We start from the raw sequence: 20,047 nt of genomic DNA, 5'->3' as shown, positions 1-20,047 counted from the left end.
TCTCGAAGCCGGTGGATCGTTCTGTTGGGGCAGTCGCCTCCGGCTTTGTTTGGGTAGGAAAAAAATCACAAAGCCGAAAAAATTCGGCGAGGAAAAAATGACAGAAGATAACAAGAAGAAACCGAATCCGATCGACATCCATGTTGGAAGTCGCATCCGGCTTCGCCGCAATATGTTGGGAATGAGCCAGGAAAAACTAGGCGAGAACCTCGGCATCACATTTCAGCAGATACAGAAATATGAAAAGGGCACCAACCGGGTCGGCGCAAGCCGCCTGCAGGCGATAGCATCCATACTCGGCGTGCCTGTCGCCTTCTTTTTCGAGGATGCGCCGGGCCAGGAGAGCCCGGCCGGCCGCGGTTTCGCGGAGGATGCTTCGATGGCTTTCGCCGTGGAATTCTGCGGCAGCCCGGAGGGCCTTCAACTCAACCGGGCCTTCGTCAAGATCGCCGACGTCAAGGTGCGTCGCAGGATCATAGACCTGGTGAAGTCGCTGGCGTCCGAAGATTCCGACTGATCCGCAACAGGACTCGACCGGCGGCATTCCGGCCGCTGGTGGTACAAAATATCGACATCGACATTCATGCCAGAAGGGCGGCACCGCTTGACGAGCGGCGCTTCGCCCCGCTAACACGTGGCGCGCCAAATCGGCAGCCTGCCGATCGTTTTTTCAAGAGGGGACACCCGTGACGCGGCAGAACTACTTCTTTACCTCGGAATCCGTTGCCGAGGGCCATCCCGACAAAGTCTGTGACCGGATATCCGACGAGATCGTCGACCTGGTCTACCGTGAGGCCAAGAAGACGGGCATGGATCCGTGGAAAGTCCGCGTCGCCTGCGAGACGCTGGCGACCACCAACCGCGTCGTCATCGCCGGCGAGGTGCGCGTTCCCGAGACGCTGCTGAAGAAGGACAAGGAAGGCAACATCCTGAGGGATGCCGCCGGCCATCCGGTCGTCAACCCGGCGAAGTTCAAGTCGGTCGCCCGCAAGGCGATCCGCGAGATCGGCTATGAGCAGGCCGGCTTCCACTGGAAAAAGGCCAAGATCGACGTTCTGTTGCATGGCCAGTCGCCCGACATCGGCCAAGGCGTCGACAATGCCTCCGACCGCCAGGGCGAGGAGGGTGCCGGCGACCAGGGCATCATGTTTGGCTATGCCTGCCGCGAGACGCCGGACCTGATGCCGGCGCCGATCTACTACAGCCACAAGATCCTCGAACTCCTGGCCGCCGCCCGCCACCAGAACAACGGCGATGCCGGCAAGCTCGGGCCGGACGCCAAGAGCCAGGTAACGGTCCGCTATATCGACGGCAAGGCCGCCGAAGCGACGCAGATCGTGCTGTCGACCCAGCACCTCGATGCGAGCTGGGATTCCAAGAAGGTGCGCAAGGTCGTCGAGCCCTATATCCGCGAGGCATTGGGTGACCTCAAGATCGCCGACGATTGCATGTGGTACATCAATCCGACCGGCAAGTTCGTCATCGGCGGGCCTGATGGCGACGCCGGGCTGACCGGCCGCAAGATCATCGTCGACACCTATGGCGGCGCCGCACCCCATGGCGGCGGCGCCTTCTCGGGCAAGGACACCACCAAGGTCGACCGTTCGGCCGCTTATGCGGCGCGCTACCTGGCAAAGAACGTTGTGGCGGCGAAACTTGCCGACCGCTGCACCATCCAGCTTTCCTACGCCATCGGCGTCGCCCAGCCCTTGTCGGTCTATGTCGACCTGCACGGCACCGGCAAGGTCGACGAGGCAAGGCTCGAGGAGGCGCTGCGCACTGTGATGGACCTGTCGCCGTCCGGCATCCGCCGCCACCTCGACCTTAACAAGCCGATCTACGCCAAGACCTCGTCCTACGGTCATTTCGGCCGCAAGGCCGGCCGCGACGGATCTTTTTCCTGGGAAAAGACCGATCTCGCCAAGGCGCTCAAGGATGCTGTCGCTGCCTGAGGGCGGCGACAGGACCTTGATCAGCCGATGAGTTCCGGGGACAGGCCAAGCCGCGCGACAGAAGCCTTCTTCGGCCGTCGGCGCGGCAAGCCGGTTCGCCCGCAGCAGGCGGCGGCGCTGGAAAGCGGCCTCGACACCTATCGGCTCGATCTGACGAATGAGGCGCCGTCGGATCTGCGGGCTCTGTTCGAAGCCGATGTTTCCGCCGTTCGCCTCGAAATCGGCTTTGGCGGCGGCGAGCATCTCCTGCATCGCGCGACCGAAGCGCCGATGACCGGCTTTATCGGTGTCGAGCCCTTCGTCAACGGCATGGCCAAGATGATGATGGCGATGCGGGAAAAGCCGCTGGCCAACCTCAGGGTCTACGACGACGACGCCACGCGGCTGCTCGACTGGCTGCCGCAGGCCTCGCTCGATGGCATCGACCTGCTCTATCCCGATCCGTGGCCGAAGAAGAAGCACTGGAAGCGCCGTTTCGTCAGCCCGGTCAATCTCGATCGTTTCGCACGCGTTGTGAAGCGTGGCGGCGAATTCCGTTTCGCTTCCGACATCGACACCTATGTGAACTGGACCCTGCTGCATTGCCGTGCGCATGGCGGTTTCGCCTGGCAGGCTTCAGAGGCCGTCGACTGGCATCGCCCCTACGATGGCTGGCCAGGCACCCGCTACGAGGCGAAAGCCGTCCGCGAGGGCAGGCGGCCGGCCTATCTTACCTTCATCAGGACCTAGGCATCAGGTCCCAGGCATCGGGATTTGGGCATCAGGATCTGGGCCCTTCGTGAGGGAGAGATCTTCAATTGTTGCGGGGACACAGAAATCGAATGTCGCCCGTTGGCCGGAGTTCAGAAACGGCCGATCTTGTCGAAAGCCGTCGGATCCATGCCGAGGCTGCGCAGATCCTGGGCGCGCGGCTTGCGGCCGGCTTCCACCGCCCGCGACGCGGCTACGGCGCTGCCGAATGTGGTGAAGAGATCGCCTATGGCGGAAAAAACCTTGCGGCTGTTCATTGTCATGTCCTTTCGCGTGCGGTGACGCGCTATCGCTGTCGCTTTGTGCAATGCAACATAGATAGGAGCGCGGCTTGAGGACCAACAAGGGCCGTTGCCGCATGGATGGCATGCACCTGGCGCAACCCCAATGCGCCAGGACATTCGCGCAGTTGGGACGGCGGGCTTGAAACACCGGGGCGGATCGTTTATATCAGCCTCAAATTCTTGGTCGGTATGACGAAGAGTGGGTCCACCCGGTCCCGCTCTTTTTTATTACCTGCCGACGGCTAGAGAATGATCGACAGGAATCGAATGACGTCAACGGCAAGCGAGAGCGACGATCGCATCATCCGCGAAAGCGGCATCGATGCACGCATCGCGCTGATCGTCCAGCCGGTGCTGCGCGGCATCGGCTTTCGCCTTGTACGCGTGCATCTGTCCGGCCAGAACGGGCTGACGCTGCAGATCATGGCTGAGCGCGAGGACGGCACCATGACGGTCGAGGATTGCGAAGAGGTGAGCCGTGCGGTGTCGCCGGCGCTCGACGTCGACGATCCCATCGAGAAGGCGTATCATCTCGAAGTCTCATCGCCCGGCATCGACCGGCCGCTGGTGCGCAAATCGGATTTCTCGACCTGGACCGGTCATCTGGTGAAGATGGAAACATCGGTCGTTGTCGCGGATCGCAAGCGCTTCAAGGGCAAGATCGCCGAAGCCGGTGAGAACGATGTGCTGATCGAGCGCGACAAGGCGGCCTACGGTGAGGAGCCGACAGTGCGCGTGCCCTACGACGCCATTGCCGAAGCCCGGCTGATCCTGACCGACGACCTCATCCGTGATGCATTGTCGAAGGACAATAGGGCGCGCAAGGAAGCCAAGAAACGCCGCGGCGAACCGGACGACGACGTACCGGAGGGTACGGAACCGGGCGCTACGGAAGAACACGAACAGGAAAGTTGATTGAGCTGCCAGGCCCCAGGGGCCGGCAAACAGGCTCGGGAGAAAAAACATGGTTGTAAGCGCCAACAGACTTGAACTGCTGCAGATCGCCGACGCGGTCGCGCGTGAAAAGTCGATCGACAAGTCGATCGTCATCGCCGCCATGGCTGATGCGATCCAGAAGGCGGCACGCTCGCGTTATGGCCAGGAGACCAACATCCGCGCCGACATCAACCCCAACACCGGTGAGATGAAGCTGCAGCGGCTGATGGAAGTGGTCGAGAAGGTCGACGACTACGCCACGCAGATCGCCATTTCCTCGGCGCGCGAGCGCAATCCCGATGCCCAGCTCGGCGACTTCATCGCCGAACAGCTGCCGCCGATGGATTTCGGCCGCATCGCCGCCCAGTCGGCCAAGCAGGTCATCGTGCAGAAGGTGCGCGAGGCCGAGCGCGACCGCCAGTATGACGAATACAAGGACCGCATCGGCGAGATCGTCAACGGAACCGTCAAGCGCGTCGAATACGGCAATGTCATCGTCGATCTCGGTCGTGGCGAAGCAATCATCCGCCGCGACGAGCTGATCCCGCGCGAAAACTACAAATATGGCGATCGCGTCCGCGCCTATGTCTACGACGTGCGCCGTGAGCAGCGCGGCCCGCAGATCTTCCTGTCGCGCACCCATCCGCAGTTCATGGCCAAGCTCTTCACCATGGAAGTGCCGGAGATCTATGATGGCATCATCGAGATCAAGTCGGTCGCCCGCGACCCCGGTTCGCGCGCCAAGATCGCCGTCATCTCGCGCGACAGCTCGATCGATCCGGTCGGCGCCTGCGTCGGCATGCGCGGCAGCCGCGTCCAGGCGGTCGTCGCCGAATTGCAGGGCGAGAAGATCGACATCATTCCGTGGTCGCCCTCGGCCGCATCCTTCATCGTCAATGCGCTGCAGCCGGCGGAAGTCGCCAAGGTCGTGCTCGACGAGGACGCCGAGCGCATCGAAGTGGTGGTGCCGGACGACCAGCTCTCGCTGGCCATCGGCCGCCGCGGCCAGAATGTGCGCCTCGCTTCGCAGCTCACCGGCTGGGATATCGACATCCTGACCGAGGCCGAGGAATCCGAGCGCCGCCAGAAGGAATTCGTCGAGCGCTCGGCGCTGTTCATGGAAGCTCTCGACGTCGACGAGATGGTCGGCCAGGTGCTCGCCTCCGAAGGCTTCACCAGCGTCGAGGAAGTCGCCTATGTCGATGCCGGCGAAATCGCCTCGATCGACGGCTTCGATGAGGATACCGCCTCGGAGATCCAGACCCGGGCCCGCGAATATCTGGAGAAGATCGAAGCCGAGCACGACGAAAAGCGCAAGGCGCTGGGCGTCAAGGACGAGCTGCGCGAAATCCCCGGCATCACCACCGCCATGATGGTGACGCTCGGCGAGGACGGCGTGAAGACGATCGAGGATTTCGCCGGCTATGCCGCCGACGACCTCACCGGCTGGAAGGAACGCAAGGACGGCGAGACCAAGGTGTATCCGGGCGTGCTGGCCGATCATGGCGTTTCGCGCGCCGATGCCGAGCAGATGGTGCTCGCGGCCCGTCTCAAGGCCGGCTGGATTTCCGAAGACGAGCTTGCAGCCGAAGAAGCGCCGGCTGACGAAGCCGTTGGTGCGTGAGGTGAAACCGCATCGCACAGAAACCGCCCTTGGACGAGATGAACGATCGCACCTGCATCGTCACCCGCAAACAGGCCGAACCGGATGAACTGATCCGGTTCGTCGTCGGCCCGGATTCGGCCGTCGTTCCGGATCTCAAGAGAAATCTGCCCGGCCGTGGTTGCTGGGTGAGCGCCGACCGCCTACATATCGACAAGGCGGCGGCCAAGAACCTTTTTAGCCGCGCCTTTAAGGCACAGGTGGTCGTGCCGCCCGATCTCGGCGGCATGGTCGATGGGCTGCTTTCCAGATCCGCCCTTGGCATGCTGGGTCTCGCTCGCAAGGCAGGGGCGATCGCGCTGGGCGCCACCAAGGTGGAGAGCGCGGTGCGCGGTGGATTGGCGCTTTTCGTGCTCCACGCGACCGAAGCCTCAGACGATGGCGTGCGCAAGATCAGCCAGGCGCGGCGGGCGACCGTCCATATTGGCGGCCCCTCCATCCTTGCCTACAAACTTTTCTCCGAGGCCGAGTTGAGCTTGGCATTGGGGGGTACAAATGTGATACATGCTGCCGTCCTCGCGGGAGACGCGGGTAAGGCGGTCCAGAAGCGCATGGTTGCGCTCGACCGATATCGGGGCGGTACCCCGGACGATCTGGCAATGCTTGCGGCCGTTGCTGACGAAGATGAGGCCGCAGAGGATATGGAATGAGCGATACGAAATCGGGCGACGACAAGACGTTGAGTGTTACGCCGAAGAAGACCTTGACGCTGAAGCGCCCCGGCATGGAACAGGGCACCGTGCGCCAGAACTTCTCGCACGGCCGCACCAAGTCGGTCGTGGTCGAGACCAAGAAGCGCAAATTCTCGCTGCCCGGCGACAAGCCGGAGCCGGCGGTGGCGGCACCCGTGTTCACCCCGAAGCCGGCGGTCGCGGCGGCTCCCGTCGTGCAGGAGGCACCCAAGGCGCCGCCTCCACCTCCGCCGGCACCGGTCGAGCGCAGCGGCATGGTGTTGAACGAACTGTCGCGCAGCGAAATGGAAGCGCGCCGCAGGGCGCTCGAAGGCTCCAAAGCGCGCGAGGTCGAGGACCGCCAGCGCGCCGTCGAGGAAGCCAAGCGCCGCACCGAGGATGAGGAGCGCCGCAAGCGCGAGCGCGAGGAATCCGCACGCCGCCAGGCCGAGGAAGAAGCGCGGTTGCAGGCCGAGGCCGAATCCCGCCGCCGCGCCGAGGAAGAGGCGCGTCGCCGCGCGCCGCAGGCCGCCGAACTGGCGACCGCCGACGAGGAAGAAGAGGTCAAGCCGAAGCGGACTGGCGCCGGTGCGCCGGTGCGCCGTCTGGTGACGCCCGAAGTGGCGCGTCCGGCCAAGCCGACCAAGGGCGAGGAAGACCGCCGTCGCGGCAAGCTGACTTTGAACTCCGCGCTTTCCGACGAGGATGCGCGGGCCCGTTCGCTGTCGTCGATGCGCCGCCGCCAGGAAAAGTTCAAGCGCGCGATGCACAATGAGCCGCGCGAGAAGGTTATGCGCGAAGTGATCCTGCCCGAAACCATTACTATCCAGGAACTGGCGCAGCGCATGTCCGAGCGCGCCGTCGATGTGGTCAAGTTCTTCATGAAGCAGGGCCAGATCCTGAAGCCGGGCGACGTCATCGACGCCGACACGGCGGAACTGGTCGCCACCGAATTCGGCCACACGGTCCGCCGCGTCGCCGAGTCCGACATCGAGGAAGGCCTGTTCAACATCGCCGACCGTCCGGAAGACCTGGTGTCGCGGCCGCCTGTCGTGACCATCATGGGGCATGTCGACCACGGCAAGACCTCGCTGCTCGACGCGATCCGCAACGCCAATGTCGTCTCCGGCGAGGCCGGCGGCATCACCCAGCATATCGGCGCCTATCAGGTCGAGAAGAACGGTCAGAAGATCACCTTCATCGACACGCCCGGCCACGCCGCCTTCACGGCCATGCGCGCCCGCGGCGCCCAGGCCACCGACATTGCCATCCTGGTGGTGGCGGCCGACGACAGCGTGATGCCGCAGACGATCGAATCGATCAGCCATGCCAAGGCGGCCGGCGTTCCGATCATCGTGGCGATCAACAAGATCGACAAGCATGACGCCGATCCGCAAAAAGTGCGCTCGGAACTTCTGCGCCATGAGGTATTCGTCGAATCCATGGGCGGTGAAGTGCTTGATGTCGAAGTATCGGCGACCAAGGGCACCAACCTCGACAAGCTGCTAGAAGCGATCCTGCTGCAGGCCGAAATCCTCGACCTCAAGGCCAATCCGGACCGCACCGCCGAGGGCGTCGTCATCGAGGCGCAGCTCGACAAGGGCCGTGGCCCCGTCGCCACCGTGCTGGTGCAGACCGGCACGCTGATGCCGGGCGACATCCTTGTCGCCGGCAATGAATGGGGCCGGGTGCGCGCGCTGGTCGACGATCGCGGCGAACACGTCAAGGAAGCGCCGCCGGCTATGCCGGTCGAGGTGCTCGGCCTCCAGGGCACGCCGCAGGCCGGCGACCGCTTCGCCGTGGTCAACAACGAGGCCCGCGCCCGCGAGATCACCGAGTACCGCCAGCGTCTGGCCCGCGAGAAGGCGGTTGCCCGTCATGCCGGCCAGCGCGGTTCGCTCGAACAGATGATGTCGCAGCTGCAGACGAGCGGACTGAAGGAGTTCCCGCTGGTCATCAAGGGTGACGTGCAGGGTTCGATCGAGGCGATCAACGCAGCGCTCGACAAGCTTGGCACCGACGAGGTGCGTGCGCGCATCGTCCATGCCGGCGCCGGCGCCATCACCGAAAGCGACGTGTCGCTGGCGGAGACGTCGGGTGCGGCGATCATCGGCTTCAACGTCCGCGCCAATGTGCAGGCACGCGCCGCGGCGGCGGCCGCTGGCATCGAGATCCGCTATTACTCGATCATCTACAACCTCGTTGATGACGTGAAGGCGGCTCTGTCGGGTATGCTCTCGCCGGAGCGTCGCGAGACCTTCATCGGCAATGCGCAGATCCTCGAGATATTCGACATCACCAAGGTCGGCAAGATCGCCGGCTGCCGTGTCACCGAAGGCAAGGTCGAGCGTGGCGCGGGCGTGCGCCTGATCCGCGACAACGTCGTCATCCACGAAGGCACGCTGAAGACGCTGAAGCGCTTCAAGGACGAGGTTTCGGAAGTCCCGGGCGGCCAGGAATGCGGCATGGCCTTCCAGAACTACGAGGACATGCGCGTCGGCGACATCATCGAGTGCTTCCGCGTCGAGATGGTAACCCGCACGCTCTGAGTTCGTGTGACGTCCGTCATGCCAGGCGGTGGCCGAGAGGCCGCCGCCTGGCAAACATTTGAGACATGAGGCACGGTCCTATCCCGCGCCCCACGCTTTCAGGATCGAGAAAAAATGCCCCGTTCGACCACATCAGGCCCATCCCAGCGCATGCTGCGCGTCGGCGAGCAGGTGCGCCATGCGCTGTCCGAAACCTTGCAGCGCGGCGAGATCATCGATCCGCTGGTCGAGAATGCCGTGGTTTCGGTGTCGGAAGTGCGCATGTCGCCCGACCTCAAGATCGCAACCGCCTTCATCTCGCCGCTCGGCGCCACGGACGCCGGCGCGGTGGTCGAGGCGCTCAACAAGCATGCCAAGTTCATCCGCGGCCGTGTCTCCGGCGCGCTGCGGCAGATGAAGTACATGCCCGAGTTTCGCTTCCGGCTCGACACCTCCTTCGACAATTTCGCCAGGATCAACGATCTCCTGAAATCGCCGGAAGTGGCGCGCGATCTGGATGCGGACGACGACGATAAGGACAGCGAATAATGGCGCGCCGCGGCAAGAAGAAGGGCCGGCCGGTCTCGGGCTGGGTGGTGCTGGACAAGCCGGTCGGCATGGGCTCGACCGAGGCCGTCTCCAAGATCAAGTGGCTGTTCCAGGCGGAGAAGGCCGGCCACGCCGGCACGCTCGATCCGCTCGCTTCCGGTATGCTGCCGATCGCGCTCGGCGAAGCCACCAAGACCGTGCCCTACGTCCAGGACGGCGCCAAGATCTACCGCTTCACCGTGGCCTGGGGGCAGGAGCGCTCGACCGACGACCTCGAAGGTCCGGTGACGAGGGACTCCGACCGGCGCCCCGTGGAGGCCGAAGTGCAGGCGCTGCTGCCGAAATACACCGGCGTCATCATGCAGACGCCGCCGCAATTCTCGGCCATCAAGATCGCGGGCGAACGCGCCTATGATCTCGCCCGCGACGGCGAGACGGTCGACATTCCCGCGCGCGAGATCGAAATCGGCCGCCTCGACATCGTCGAGCACGGGGCCGATCACACGGTTTTCGAGGTCGAATGCGGCAAGGGTACCTATGTGCGCTCGCTGGCCCGCGACATGGGCCGCGATCTCGGCTGCTTCGGCCATATTTCTGAACTGCGCCGGATCGAGGTCGAGCCGTTCACCGCCGAGGATTTCGTCACCGTCGCCGAACTGGAGGCGGCGCGCTTCGGCGAGCAGGGTCATGGCACGCAGCAACCGTCCCCCGATTCGATAGAAGCGCCGATCGATTTTGCCGCGATCGACGCGCTGCTTGTCGACACCTCGGCGGCACTCGACTGCCTGCCGCAGATAGCCATCAGCGACGATGCGGCGACGAAGATCCGCCTCGGCAATCCCGTCATCATCCGCGGCCGCGACGCGCCGGTGGAGGCCGAGGAAGCCTGCGCGACCGCGCGCGGCAAGCTGGTGGCCATCGGCGCCATCGAGCAGGGCATGTTCAAGCCCAAACGGGTCTTTGCCGGGTGAGGGCCCTCGTCTAATCTCTATGCGATATCTATCCGAGGGGCCGCATGGCAAAGGTTGAGGCGATCAAGACGCGGGCGCCGCTCAGGGCCAGGCGGCCGCCGGTCGGTGCATCGCCCGGAACGCTGATCGCCGATCCCGCGGCGCGACGCTCGGAACTGCGGCTCACCCTGATCTCGCCGCAAAAGTCCAAAACGATCGACAATGCCAGCATCGACGACGTCAATGCCAATTGCGAAAAGTGGCCGGTCATCTGGCTGGACTGCACCGGCCTGGCCAATATCGAGCTGATCAAGGAGATCGGCCGCATCTTCAGCCTGCATCCGCTGGCGCTGGAGGACGTCGTCAACACGGGCCAGCGGCCGAAGGTGGATTTCTACGAAGACCATGCTTTCGTGGTCGTGCGGATGATCGACGACGTCGCCTCGCACCGCTACGAGCAGATCGCCGTTTTCCTTGGCAAGAATTTCGTCGTCACCTTCCAGGAGCGCGAAGGCGATCCGTTCGATCCGGTGCGCAAGCGCATCGAAAGCTCGGCGCCGAACCGGCTGCGCGCCCGTGGCGCCGACTATCTCGCCTATGCGCTGATCGACGCCATCGTCGATAGCTACTTTCCGCCGATCGAGGCGGCCGGCGAACTCGTCGACAGCATCGAGGACCAGATGCTGCACGCACCGCACAAGCATCAGATGCAGCAGCTTCATGGATTGCGGCACGACGCCAATGTGCTGAAGGGGGTGCTGTGGCCGGTGCGCGATGCGCTAGCGACGCTGATCCGCAACGACGTGTCCTATGTGAAGGCCGAAACCAAGGTCTTCCTGAACGATACGCTCGACCACGCGCTGCGGCTGATCGAGCTGGTCGAGAACCAGCGCGACATGCTGACCGGCCTGATCGAGATGCATCTGTCGCTGAGCCAGGCACGCACCAACGACGTCATTTCCTATCTGACGATCGTCTCGGTCATCTTCATGCCGCTCACGTTTCTGGTCGGCGTCTGGGGCATGAATTTCGATCCGGAGACGTCGCCTTGGAACATGCCTGAGCTGAAGGCCTATTACGGCTATCCCTTGTCGCTGCTGTTCATGGCCGTGGTCGCGGTTGGGCTGATTGCCTTCTTCAAATGGAAAAAATGGCTTTGACAGGGATAACTTGCCGTTTTGGCGTGAAAAGCCGGCTTCGTGAATTGGGCTGGTGTTTTCTTGGGAATTGCACTATATGCGCCGCAGCTTAGCGCTATGACGCTCTGCTTGCACCGGCCCCTGCTGGACGACATCCCGGCTGAGGGCGACCCGTTTCCTCGAACAGATAAGGAAAAACACGATGTCGATTACTGCCGAGCGCAAACAGGAATTGATGACTGAATTCGCAACCGCCAAGGGCGACACCGGGTCTCCGGAAGTTCAGGTAGCCATCCTTTCCGAGCGCATCAAGAACCTGACCGACCATTTCAAGGACCACAAGAAGGATAACCATTCCCGCCGTGGTCTGCTCGCTCTCGTCTCCCAGCGCCGAAGCCTGCTTGATTATCTCAAGCGCAAGGACGACACGCGCTACCAGACGCTGATCGAGAAGCTCGGCCTGCGCCGTTGACGAATTGACCGGCGGGCCTCACAAGGGCCCGCCGGTCGCGCATTTGAGCACCGGACCAATCCGATCTCGAATGCAGGTACTGGAGCGCCGCGCACCCATCCGGATGCCGGACGGACGCTCCAACAAGTTGAGTTTGCGCGTGACGCATTCCACAAGCCGCTGCTTGTGGGGTCATGCGCAGGGCCAGTCGGATCGATTGGCCAAATCCGGTTTCGAGCGTGCAGAGGGCCCCCTCGAAGCCACCCCATGGACGGTCATGGGGCAGGATTGCAGGACGCTCGCGCGGCCATCCGGCCGACATGGATCGAGCTTCCCGTTGTCTTGCCCGTGGCTGCCCGAGAAAGGAAGCCAGGGGAAAGGGCACCCGCGCACGCTGAAACGGCGCGGCCCTTTCCTCATATGAAGGACAAGACATGTTCAATCACCACAAAGTGGAAATCGAATGGGGCGGTCGCCCGCTCATCCTCGAAACCGGCAAGATCGCGCGCCAGGCCGACGGCGCCGTGCTCGCCACCTACGGCGAGACCAAGGTTCTCGCCACGGTCGTTTCGATGAAGGAGCCCAAGCCGGGCCTCGACTTCTTTCCGCTGACCGTCAACTACCAGGAAAAGACCTACGCCGCCGGCAAGATCCCGGGCGGCTATTTCAAGCGTGAAGGTCGTCCGAGCGAAAAGGAAACGCTGGTTTCGCGCCTCATCGACCGCCCGATCCGTCCACTCTTTGCCGACGGCTACAAGAACGACACGCAGATCGTCGTCACCGTCGTCCAGCATGATCTCGAGAACGATCCGGACATCCTGTCGATCGTCGCCACCTCGGCGGCCCTGACCCTGTCGGGCGTGCCCTTCATGGGCCCGATCGGCGGCGCCCGCGTCGGCTACATCAACGGCGAATACGTGCTCAACCCGCATGTCGACGAGATGCAGGAATCCAAGCTCGACCTGATCGTCGCCGGCACCGCCGACGCCGTGCTGATGGTCGAGTCCGAAGCCAAGGAGCTCGGCGAAGACCTGATGCTCGGCGCGGTCATGTTCGGCCATCGCGGTTTCCAGCCGGTGATCGACGCGATCATCAAGCTGGCCGAAGTCGCCGCCAAGGACCCGCGCGACTTCACCGCGCCGGACTATTCCGCTCTCGAAGCCGAGATGCTGAAGATCGTCGGCGACGAGCTTCGCGACGCCTACAAGATCACCGACAAGCAGAAGCGCTATGCCGCCGTGGACGCCGTCAAGGCCAAGGTCAAGGCGGCCTTCGCTCCGGCCGAAGGCGAAGAGCCGAAATATTCCTCCGAGCAGATCGGCAGCGTGTTCAAGGAGCTCCAAGCCAAGGTCGTGCGCTGGAACATTCTCGACACTGGTTCGCGCATTGACGGCCGTGACCTGAAGACCGTGCGCAAGATCGTATCCGAGGTCGGCGTCCTGCCGCGCACCCACGGTTCGGCGCTGTTCACCCGCGGCGAGACCCAGGCGCTGGTCGTCGCCACGCTGGGCACCGGCGAGGACGAGCAGTATGTCGATTCGCTGACCGGCATGTACAAGGAGAAGTTCCTCCTCCACTACAACTTCCCTCCCTATTCCGTCGGCGAGACCGGCCGCATGGGCTCGCCCGGCCGCCGCGAGATCGGCCACGGCAAGCTCGCCTGGCGCGCCATCCGCCCGATGCTGCCGACATCAGACCAGTTCCCCTACACGCTGCGCGTGGTCTCGGAGATCACCGAGTCCAACGGCTCGTCGTCGATGGCAACCGTCTGCGGCACCTCGCTGGCGCTGATGGACGCCGGCGTGCCGCTGGCCAAGCCGGTCGCCGGTATCGCCATGGGCCTGATCAAGGAAGGTGAGCGCTTCGCCGTGCTCTCCGACATCCTGGGCGACGAGGATCACCTCGGCGACATGGATTTCAAGGTCGCCGGCACCGCCAACGGCATCACCTCCTTGCAGATGGACATCAAGATCGAGGGCATCACCGAGGAGATCATGAAGATCGCTCTCGACCAGGCCAAGGACGGTCGTCAGCATATTCTCGGCGAAATGGGCCACGCGCTGTCCGGCGCGCGCGCCGAGCTCGGCGAGTTCGCGCCGCGCATCGAGGTCATGCACATCCCGACCGACAAGATCCGCGACGTGATCGGTTCCGGTGGCAAGGTCATCCGCGAGATCGTCGAGAAGACCGGCGCCAAGATCAACATCGAGGATGACGGCACGGTCAAGATCGCTTCGGCGAACGCCAAGGAGATCGAGGCGGCGAAGAAGTGGATCCACACCATCGTCGCCGAGCCGGAAGTCGGCGAAATCTACGAAGGCACGGTCGTCAAGACCGCCGACTTCGGCGCTTTCGTCAACTTCTTCGGCCCGCGTGACGGCCTCGTCCACATCTCGCAGCTTGCCAACGACCGGGTCGCCAAGACTTCGGACGTCGTCAAGGAAGGCGACAAGGTGTGGGTCAAGCTGATGGGCTTCGACGAGCGCGGCAAGGTCCGCCTGTCGATGAAGGTCGTCGACCAGGCCACCGGCAAGGAAATCGTTCGCGACAAGAAGGCTGAGAGCGAAGAAAACGCCGCCTGAACGGCCTGACCGAAAAATCGAAGCGGGCGCGGCTCATGTCGCGCCCGCTTTCGTTTATGGAGCAAAGGCATGTCTGCCGAACCGCTGAAGACACTTTTCCATCCATTCGAGGCCGAGGCGGTCGCTTTGCCAGGCAAGGGCGAACGGGCGCTTTTTCTCGGGGCCGAATCCGGCTTGCGGACACCGCGGGACTTCGACGCCGAGCTGCACGTGGTGCAAGGCTTCCGGCCGCATTTTCGCGCGCTGCAAGCCGCGGGCTTCACTGTCACCCCGCAAACGCAGGGCGATGGCTTTGACGCCGCGCTGGTGCTCGCGGGCCGCCATCGCGGCCAGAACGAGCTGCGCATCGCGGATGCGCTGGAGCGCGTCACCGAGGGCGGATTGATCGTCATTGCCGGCGGCAAGGATGATGGCATCGCCAGCCTGCGCAAGCGCATGGACGAGCTTGTGCCGCTCGAAGGCCATCTGCCCAAATATCACGGCATCGCCTTCTGGCTTCGCCGGCCGGCCGGGACGGACGCGTCGACAGCGCTGCGTGCCGCCAATCCCGCCGGGCTGGTCGACGGCCGCTTCAGCACGGCGCCCGGCATGTTTTCCTTCGATCGTGTCGATGCCGGTTCGAAGTTGCTGGCGGACCATCTTCCGGCCGACCTGCGCGGCCATGTCGCCGATTTCTGCGCCGGCTGGGGCTATCTGGCGGCGGAGATGGAAGCGCGTTCGCCCGGCATCTCGGCACTTGATCTCTATGAGGCGGATTTCGCTTCTCTCGAAGCCGCCAAAGCCAATCTTGCCACGGCCAGCCAGTCGGTTGCGAAAGGTTTCTTCTGGACGGACCTGCAGGGGGAGCCGGTCGAGCGTCGCTACGACGCGGTCATCATGAACCCGCCTTTTCACCGCAGCCGCGCGGCCGAACCGGAGATCGGCGCCGGCCTGATCCGGGCAGCGGCAAAGGCGCTGAAGCCGGGAGCACGGCTGTACATGGTGGCGAACCGCCAGCTGCCCTACGAGCCGGTACTGGCCGCCGCCTTCTCCAGCCATGCCGAGCTCGCCCGTGACGGCATGTTCAAGGTTCTTTCCGCGCGTCGCTGACACGCAACGGCGTGACACTCAGTGCAGATTGGCGACGCGCCTCGAATCCTCGATGACATGTCCCTCGCCGGCCATGACCGCAAGCGGCGCCGGCCGGCCGAACAGATAACCTTGCACCACCTCGCAACCGGCTGCCCTGAGCAGTGTCGCCTGGTCCTCTGTCTCGACACCCTCGGCAATGATACTGACGCCGAGTGCTCGCGAGAGGCCGACAATGGTCGATACGACGGCGCCGGAGCTCGAATCCGTATCGATGCGGCTGACGAAGGAGCGGTCGATCTTCAGCTTGCCGAAGGAAAAATCGATCAGGTAGCTGAGATTGGAATAGCCGGTGCCGAAATCGTCGACGGCAACCGAGATGCCCATATCGGCAAGCTCTTTCAGGATGGCGGCGGCGCGGTCGCGGTCCTGCATCATGGCCGTCTCGGTGACTTCCAGCTCCAGCCGCGACGGCTTGATGCCGGTGGTCCGCATCGTGTCGCGCACGAGGCCGATGAAGTCCTTGGTCATGAACTGGACCGGCGAGATGTTGACGGCGACGAAGCAGTCGTCGGGTAAATGGCGGGCGTCGCTGCATGCCTTGCGCAGAACCCATTCGCCGATCGGATTGATCATGCCGGTTTCCTCGGCGATCTGGATGAACTCCAGAGGTGGGATCATGCCGCGTTCTGGATGGTTCCAGCGGATCAGCGCTTCATAGCCGACGATGCGGCCGCTCGGCAGGTCCAGCTGCGGCTGATAGTGAAGGTCGAAATCACCGCGCTCGAATGCGATGTGCAGCTCGGATTCGACCCATTGGCGATGATCGGCGACCCGCCCCATCTCGGTATCGAAGACCGACCAGTTGCCGACTCCCCTGGCGCGCGCATTTTGCAGCGCCAGGTTGGAGCGGCGCAGGATGAGGACCGGGTCGACGCCGTCCTTGGGCATCGCCACGATGCCCACCGACAGGCTCACCGATTGCTGGTGGCTGCTGAGCTCATAGGGCTCCATCATCTCGTCGATGAGCCTCTCCACCATAGCTTCCATCGTTCCCTGAATCTGATGATCGGGAAGCAGCACCGCGAACTCGCCGGCGCCGATGCGCCCGATCTGCACGCGCTCGGTTACGCAGGCCTGCAGCCGCTTGGTGAAGGCGCGGATCAGTTCGTCGCCCTGGCTGTAGCCGATCGCGTCGTTGATCTGCTTGAACCGGTCGATGTCGATGTCGATGAGGAACATCGGGGCCCCGGTGCGGCTCGTCGCGCAGGCTGCCTCGGCGATCTTGCCGACCATCGCCGGACGCGCCAGCAATCCGGTCAGCTTGTCGAACTGGGTTTCGTTGAAGACGAAATCAGCCGATTCATCGACGCCGGCGAAGAAAGACATCGCGGCTCCCGCCGCCGCCAATGCGCAAAGGGCAGCCATGATCGCCACCATCACGTCCGCCGGCATGCCGGCAAAGCCGTCGCCAAGCGCGTGCTTCAGCCCCCAGATGCCGAGAATGAAACTGCCAATGCCCGAACTGGCTATGGTGATCAGCCGGAACACCGGTGTGCGGTTCGGGTTGCTGACGGCAGGCATTGAAAGTCCCCAAATTGCGGGACTCTATAGCCGATAGGCCCTTAAAATGAGTTTCCGCGAATGCATCCAATTTTATTGGAAGGGAATTATTTCTTCGCAGGAGAAAAGACTATTTCGCGAAATGGCCTATTCGCTCGCGCGATCCGTCTGCTTCAGCTCCTCGAGCGTCGGCATGGAAACGATATGATAGCCGGAATCGACATAGTGGATTTCGCCGGTGACGCCGGAAGCGAGGTCGGACAGGAGATAGAGTGCCGAGCCGCCGACCTCGTCGATGGTCACGGTGCGGCGCAGCGGAGAATTGCGCTGCTGGTAAGAGAACATGTGGCGCGCGTCGGAAATCCCGGCGCCGGCAAGCGTTCGCACCGGTCCGGCCGATATGCCGTTCACCCTGATGCCGCGCGGGCCGTAATCGTTGGCGAGATAGCGCACGCTGGCCTCGAGACCGGCCTTGGCGACGCCCATGACGTTATAGTTCGGCATGACGCGCACCGAACCGGCATAGGTCAGGGTGATCATCGATCCGCCATCCTGCATCAGGGCCGCGGCGTGGCGCGCGACCTCGGTGAAGGAATAGCAGGAGATGACCATGGTGCGGACGAAATTGTCGCGGCTGGTGTCGGCGTAGAGGCCCTTCAGCTCATTCTTGTCTGAAAAGCCGATGGCATGGACCACGAAGTCGAGCCCGCCCCAGGCCTTGCCCAAGGTCTCGAAGGTGGCGCGGACCGAGGCGCTGTCCTCGACATCGCAGGGAACTACCAGCGCCGCGCCGAGCTTGTCGGCGAGCGGCTTGACCCGGCGGCCGAAGGCGTCACCCTGGTAGGTGAAGGCAAGTTCGGCCCCATGTTCGGACAGTTTCCGGGCGATGCCCCAGGCGATCGAATGATCGTTGGCGACGCCCATGACAAGCCCGCGCTTGCCCTTCATCAATCCGTCCATGATCGCCAATCCTCGTGGAAAAAACGTGGCCTTATGCGGAATAGCGCTGGAAAACCAGCGTTGCGTTGGTGCCACCAAAGCCGAAGGAATTGGACAAAACGGTGTCGATCCTGGCGTTGTCGATGCGCTTTCGCACCACCGGCATGCCCTCGAATTCGGGGTCGAGAGTCTCGATATGGGCGCTTTCGCCGATGAAGCCGCCTTGCATCATCAGGATCGAATAGATGGATTCCTGCACGCCGGCCGCGCCCAGCGAATGGCCCGTCAGCGATTTGGTCGAGGTGATGAAGGGCATCTTCTCGCCGAACACCTCGCGGATCGCGCCCATTTCGCGGGAATCCCCCACCGGCGTCGAGGTCCCATGGGTGTTGATGTAGTCGACCGGGGTGGTGACGGTCGCCAGCGCCTGCCGCATGCAGCGGACCGCGCCTTCGCCCGAGGGCGCAACCATGTCGAAGCCGTCCGAGGTGGCGCCGTAGCCGACGATCTCTGCATAGATCTTGGCGCCCCGCGCCTTGGCATGCTCCAGTTCCTCGAGCACCAGCACGCCGGCGCCGCCGGCGATGACGAAGCCGTCGCGATCGACGTCATAGGCGCGGGAAGCGGCAGATGCCCTGTCATTGTACTTCGACGACATGGCGCCCATGGCGTCGAACAGGTCCGACATCGTCCAGTCGAGATCTTCGTGGCCGCCGGCGAACACCATGTCCTGCTTGCCCCACTGGATCAGTTCGTAGCCATTGCCGATGCAATGCGCCGAGGTCGAACAGGCCGACGAGATCGAATAGTTGACGCCGTGGATCTTGAACCAGGTGGCCAGCGTCGCCGACGCGGTCGACGACATCGCCTTCGGCACCGCGAACGGGCCGATGCGCTTGGGGCTGCCGTTCTTGAGCGTGGTTTCGGCCGCCTCGACGATGGTGCGGGTGGAAGGCCCGCCCGAGCCCATGACGATGCCGGTGCGCTCATTGGTGATGTCGCTCTCGCCAAGGCCGGCATCGGCGATCGCCTGGTCCATGGCGACATGGTTCCAGGCCGCTCCCTGGCTCAGGAAGCGCATTGCGCGCCGATCGATCATGGCGCTGGGATCGAGCGTCGGCGCGCCCCAGACCTGGCAGCGGAAGCCGTGCTCGGCGAAGGAGTCGGAGAAGCTGATGCCGGATTTGGCGTCATGCAGCGAGGCTTGCACCTCGTTGGCATTGTTGCCGATCGACGACACGATGCCGAGGCCTGTGACTACGACACGTCTCATTCGCAACTCCTTCCAGGAATGCTGGCCACGAGGTCGGCCAGGGCGACGGTCAAGCGACCGCCGACTGCTTGGACAGACCGACTTTCAGGTCCGTTGCCGCGTATATGGGTTCGCCGTCCGCCTTTAGCCAACCATCGGCGATGCCCAGCACCAGCCGGCCACGCATCACACGTTTGAATTCCACGCCATACTCGACCTTTTTAACCGAGGGCGTGACCATTCCCTTGAACTTGACCTCGCCGGTCGACAGCGCCATGCCTTTGCCGGGTTCGCCCAGCCAGCCGAGATAGAAACCCGTCAGCTGCCACAGGGCATCGAGGCCCAGGCATCCAGGCATGATGGGATTGCCGATGAAATGGCAGGCAAAGAACCACAGGTCCGGCTTGATGTCGAATTCGGCGCGGATGAAGCCCTTGTCGAAAGCCCCGCCCGTTTCGCTGATCTCGGTGATGCGGTCAAACATCAGCATCGGCGGGTAAGGCAACTGGGCATTGCCCGGTCCGAACAGCTCGCCGCGGGCGCAGGCCAGCAATTCTTCGTAGTCGTAGCTGGATTTCGAACCCGCCATCAATCTCGTTCCCATATGTCCCGGGCGCTGGCGCGCCCTTGTCGTTGGTGTCCTAACACAATCTGTTTCAGGCCGGAAACCGGCGTTTGCGCTTAACCCGCCAGTCTTGCCGGGTCAATGCGCGCTATTGATCGCATCCGGACGACAGAATATATGTCGAAAGGGGTCCGGTTTCGGCAGA

18 protein-coding genes are annotated in these 20,047 nt (G+C 63.4%); 13 read left to right on the top strand and 5 right to left on the bottom strand.

The window, feature by feature from the left end; genetic code table 11:
• Nucleotides 1-97: 97 nt before the first annotated feature.
• The 3 genes from FJ443_RS10970 (at nt 98) to FJ443_RS10960 (ending at nt 2,681) form a co-directional block, all read left to right on the top strand.
• Entirely contained in the window at nt 98-517 is a 420-nt protein-coding gene (locus FJ443_RS10970) for a helix-turn-helix transcriptional regulator (protein ID WP_140496800.1), read from the top strand.
• Between the two features lie 169 nt (nt 518-686).
• The gene (metK, locus tag FJ443_RS10965) at nt 687-1,952 is read left to right on the top strand and encodes a methionine adenosyltransferase (RefSeq protein ID WP_140496798.1); all 1,266 of its coding nucleotides are present in this window, start codon (nt 687-689) and stop codon (nt 1,950-1,952) included.
• A 27-nt stretch (nt 1,953-1,979) separates the two neighbouring features.
• Complete coding sequence (locus tag FJ443_RS10960; RefSeq protein WP_140496796.1) at nt 1,980-2,681, top strand: tRNA (guanosine(46)-N(7))-methyltransferase TrmB; 702 nt, start codon at nt 1,980-1,982, stop codon at nt 2,679-2,681.
• 113 nt (nt 2,682-2,794) lie between these two features.
• Here FJ443_RS10960 and FJ443_RS10955 read toward each other — a convergent pair whose 3' ends face one another.
• Complete coding sequence (locus FJ443_RS10955; RefSeq protein ID WP_140496794.1) at nt 2,795-2,959, bottom strand: hypothetical protein; 165 nt, start codon at nt 2,957-2,959, stop codon at nt 2,795-2,797.
• Nucleotides 2,960-3,253: 294 nt separating this feature from the next.
• On the opposite strand from FJ443_RS10955, the gene rimP reads away from it, so the two are divergent.
• From rimP to FJ443_RS10905, 10 genes are all read left to right on the top strand, one after another.
• A complete protein-coding gene (gene rimP, locus FJ443_RS10950; RefSeq protein ID WP_140557592.1) occupies nt 3,254-3,901 on the top strand; it encodes a ribosome maturation factor RimP in 648 nt (215 codons plus the stop codon).
• 49 nt (nt 3,902-3,950) lie between these two features.
• On the top strand, nt 3,951-5,546 hold the full coding sequence (gene nusA / locus FJ443_RS10945) for a transcription termination factor NusA (RefSeq protein WP_140496790.1): 1,596 nt from the start codon (nt 3,951-3,953) through the stop codon (nt 5,544-5,546).
• 38 nt (nt 5,547-5,584) lie between these two features.
• Nucleotides 5,585-6,235, top strand: coding sequence for an RNA-binding protein (locus FJ443_RS10940; RefSeq protein ID WP_140497289.1), 651 nt, complete (start codon nt 5,585-5,587; stop codon nt 6,233-6,235).
• The gene (infB, locus tag FJ443_RS10935) at nt 6,232-8,805 is read left to right on the top strand and encodes a translation initiation factor IF-2 (RefSeq protein WP_140496788.1); all 2,574 of its coding nucleotides are present in this window, start codon (nt 6,232-6,234) and stop codon (nt 8,803-8,805) included. The genes FJ443_RS10940 and infB overlap by 4 nt, the downstream gene beginning before the upstream one ends.
• Nucleotides 8,806-8,919: 114 nt before the next feature.
• Nucleotides 8,920-9,333 (top strand): 30S ribosome-binding factor RbfA, encoded by a 414-nt coding sequence (gene rbfA, locus FJ443_RS10930; protein WP_140496786.1) that lies wholly within the window; start codon nt 8,920-8,922, stop codon nt 9,331-9,333.
• Complete coding sequence (gene truB, locus FJ443_RS10925) at nt 9,333-10,304, top strand: tRNA pseudouridine(55) synthase TruB (protein ID WP_140523878.1); 972 nt, start codon at nt 9,333-9,335, stop codon at nt 10,302-10,304. The genes rbfA and truB overlap by 1 nt, the downstream gene beginning before the upstream one ends.
• Before the next feature lie 44 nt (nt 10,305-10,348).
• Nucleotides 10,349-11,443, top strand: a complete 1,095-nt coding sequence (corA, locus tag FJ443_RS10920; RefSeq protein ID WP_140513174.1) for a magnesium/cobalt transporter CorA — start codon at nt 10,349-10,351, stop codon at nt 11,441-11,443.
• Between the two features lie 139 nt (nt 11,444-11,582).
• On the top strand, nt 11,583-11,894 hold the full coding sequence (gene rpsO, locus FJ443_RS10915; RefSeq protein WP_281405124.1) for a 30S ribosomal protein S15: 312 nt from the start codon (nt 11,583-11,585) through the stop codon (nt 11,892-11,894).
• 413 nt (nt 11,895-12,307) lie between these two features.
• Entirely contained in the window at nt 12,308-14,455 is a 2,148-nt protein-coding gene (gene pnp / locus FJ443_RS10910) for a polyribonucleotide nucleotidyltransferase (RefSeq protein ID WP_140513176.1), read from the top strand.
• A gap of 69 nt (nt 14,456-14,524) precedes the next feature.
• On the top strand, nt 14,525-15,544 hold the full coding sequence (locus tag FJ443_RS10905; protein WP_140663971.1) for a class I SAM-dependent methyltransferase: 1,020 nt from the start codon (nt 14,525-14,527) through the stop codon (nt 15,542-15,544).
• Nucleotides 15,545-15,562: 18 nt separating this feature from the next.
• Here FJ443_RS10905 and FJ443_RS10900 read toward each other — a convergent pair whose 3' ends face one another.
• The 4 genes from FJ443_RS10900 to fabA all read right to left on the bottom strand — a co-directional run bounded on the left by FJ443_RS10900 (nt 15,563) and on the right by fabA (nt 19,866).
• Nucleotides 15,563-17,107 carry a bifunctional diguanylate cyclase/phosphodiesterase gene (locus tag FJ443_RS10900; protein ID WP_140523885.1) on the bottom strand — a complete coding sequence of 515 codons (1,545 nt, stop codon included), beginning with the start codon at nt 17,105-17,107 and terminating at the stop codon, nt 15,563-15,565.
• Nucleotides 17,108-17,233: 126 nt separating this feature from the next.
• Nucleotides 17,234-18,046 carry an enoyl-ACP reductase FabI gene (gene fabI, locus FJ443_RS10895; RefSeq protein ID WP_140624823.1) on the bottom strand — a complete coding sequence of 271 codons (813 nt, stop codon included), beginning with the start codon at nt 18,044-18,046 and terminating at the stop codon, nt 17,234-17,236.
• Nucleotides 18,047-18,077: 31 nt separating this feature from the next.
• Entirely contained in the window at nt 18,078-19,298 is a 1,221-nt protein-coding gene (fabB, locus tag FJ443_RS10890) for a beta-ketoacyl-ACP synthase I (protein WP_140496770.1), read from the bottom strand.
• 49 nt (nt 19,299-19,347) lie between these two features.
• On the bottom strand, nt 19,348-19,866 hold the full coding sequence (fabA, locus tag FJ443_RS10885; protein ID WP_140496768.1) for a 3-hydroxyacyl-[acyl-carrier-protein] dehydratase FabA: 519 nt from the start codon (nt 19,864-19,866) through the stop codon (nt 19,348-19,350).
• Nucleotides 19,867-20,047: the final 181 nt, after the last annotated feature.

It is taken from the genome of Mesorhizobium sp. B2-6-1 (assembly GCF_006440475.1).
GTDB lineage: Bacteria > Pseudomonadota > Alphaproteobacteria > Rhizobiales > Rhizobiaceae > Mesorhizobium.
This window is presented reverse-complemented; position numbering and strand designations above follow the sequence as displayed.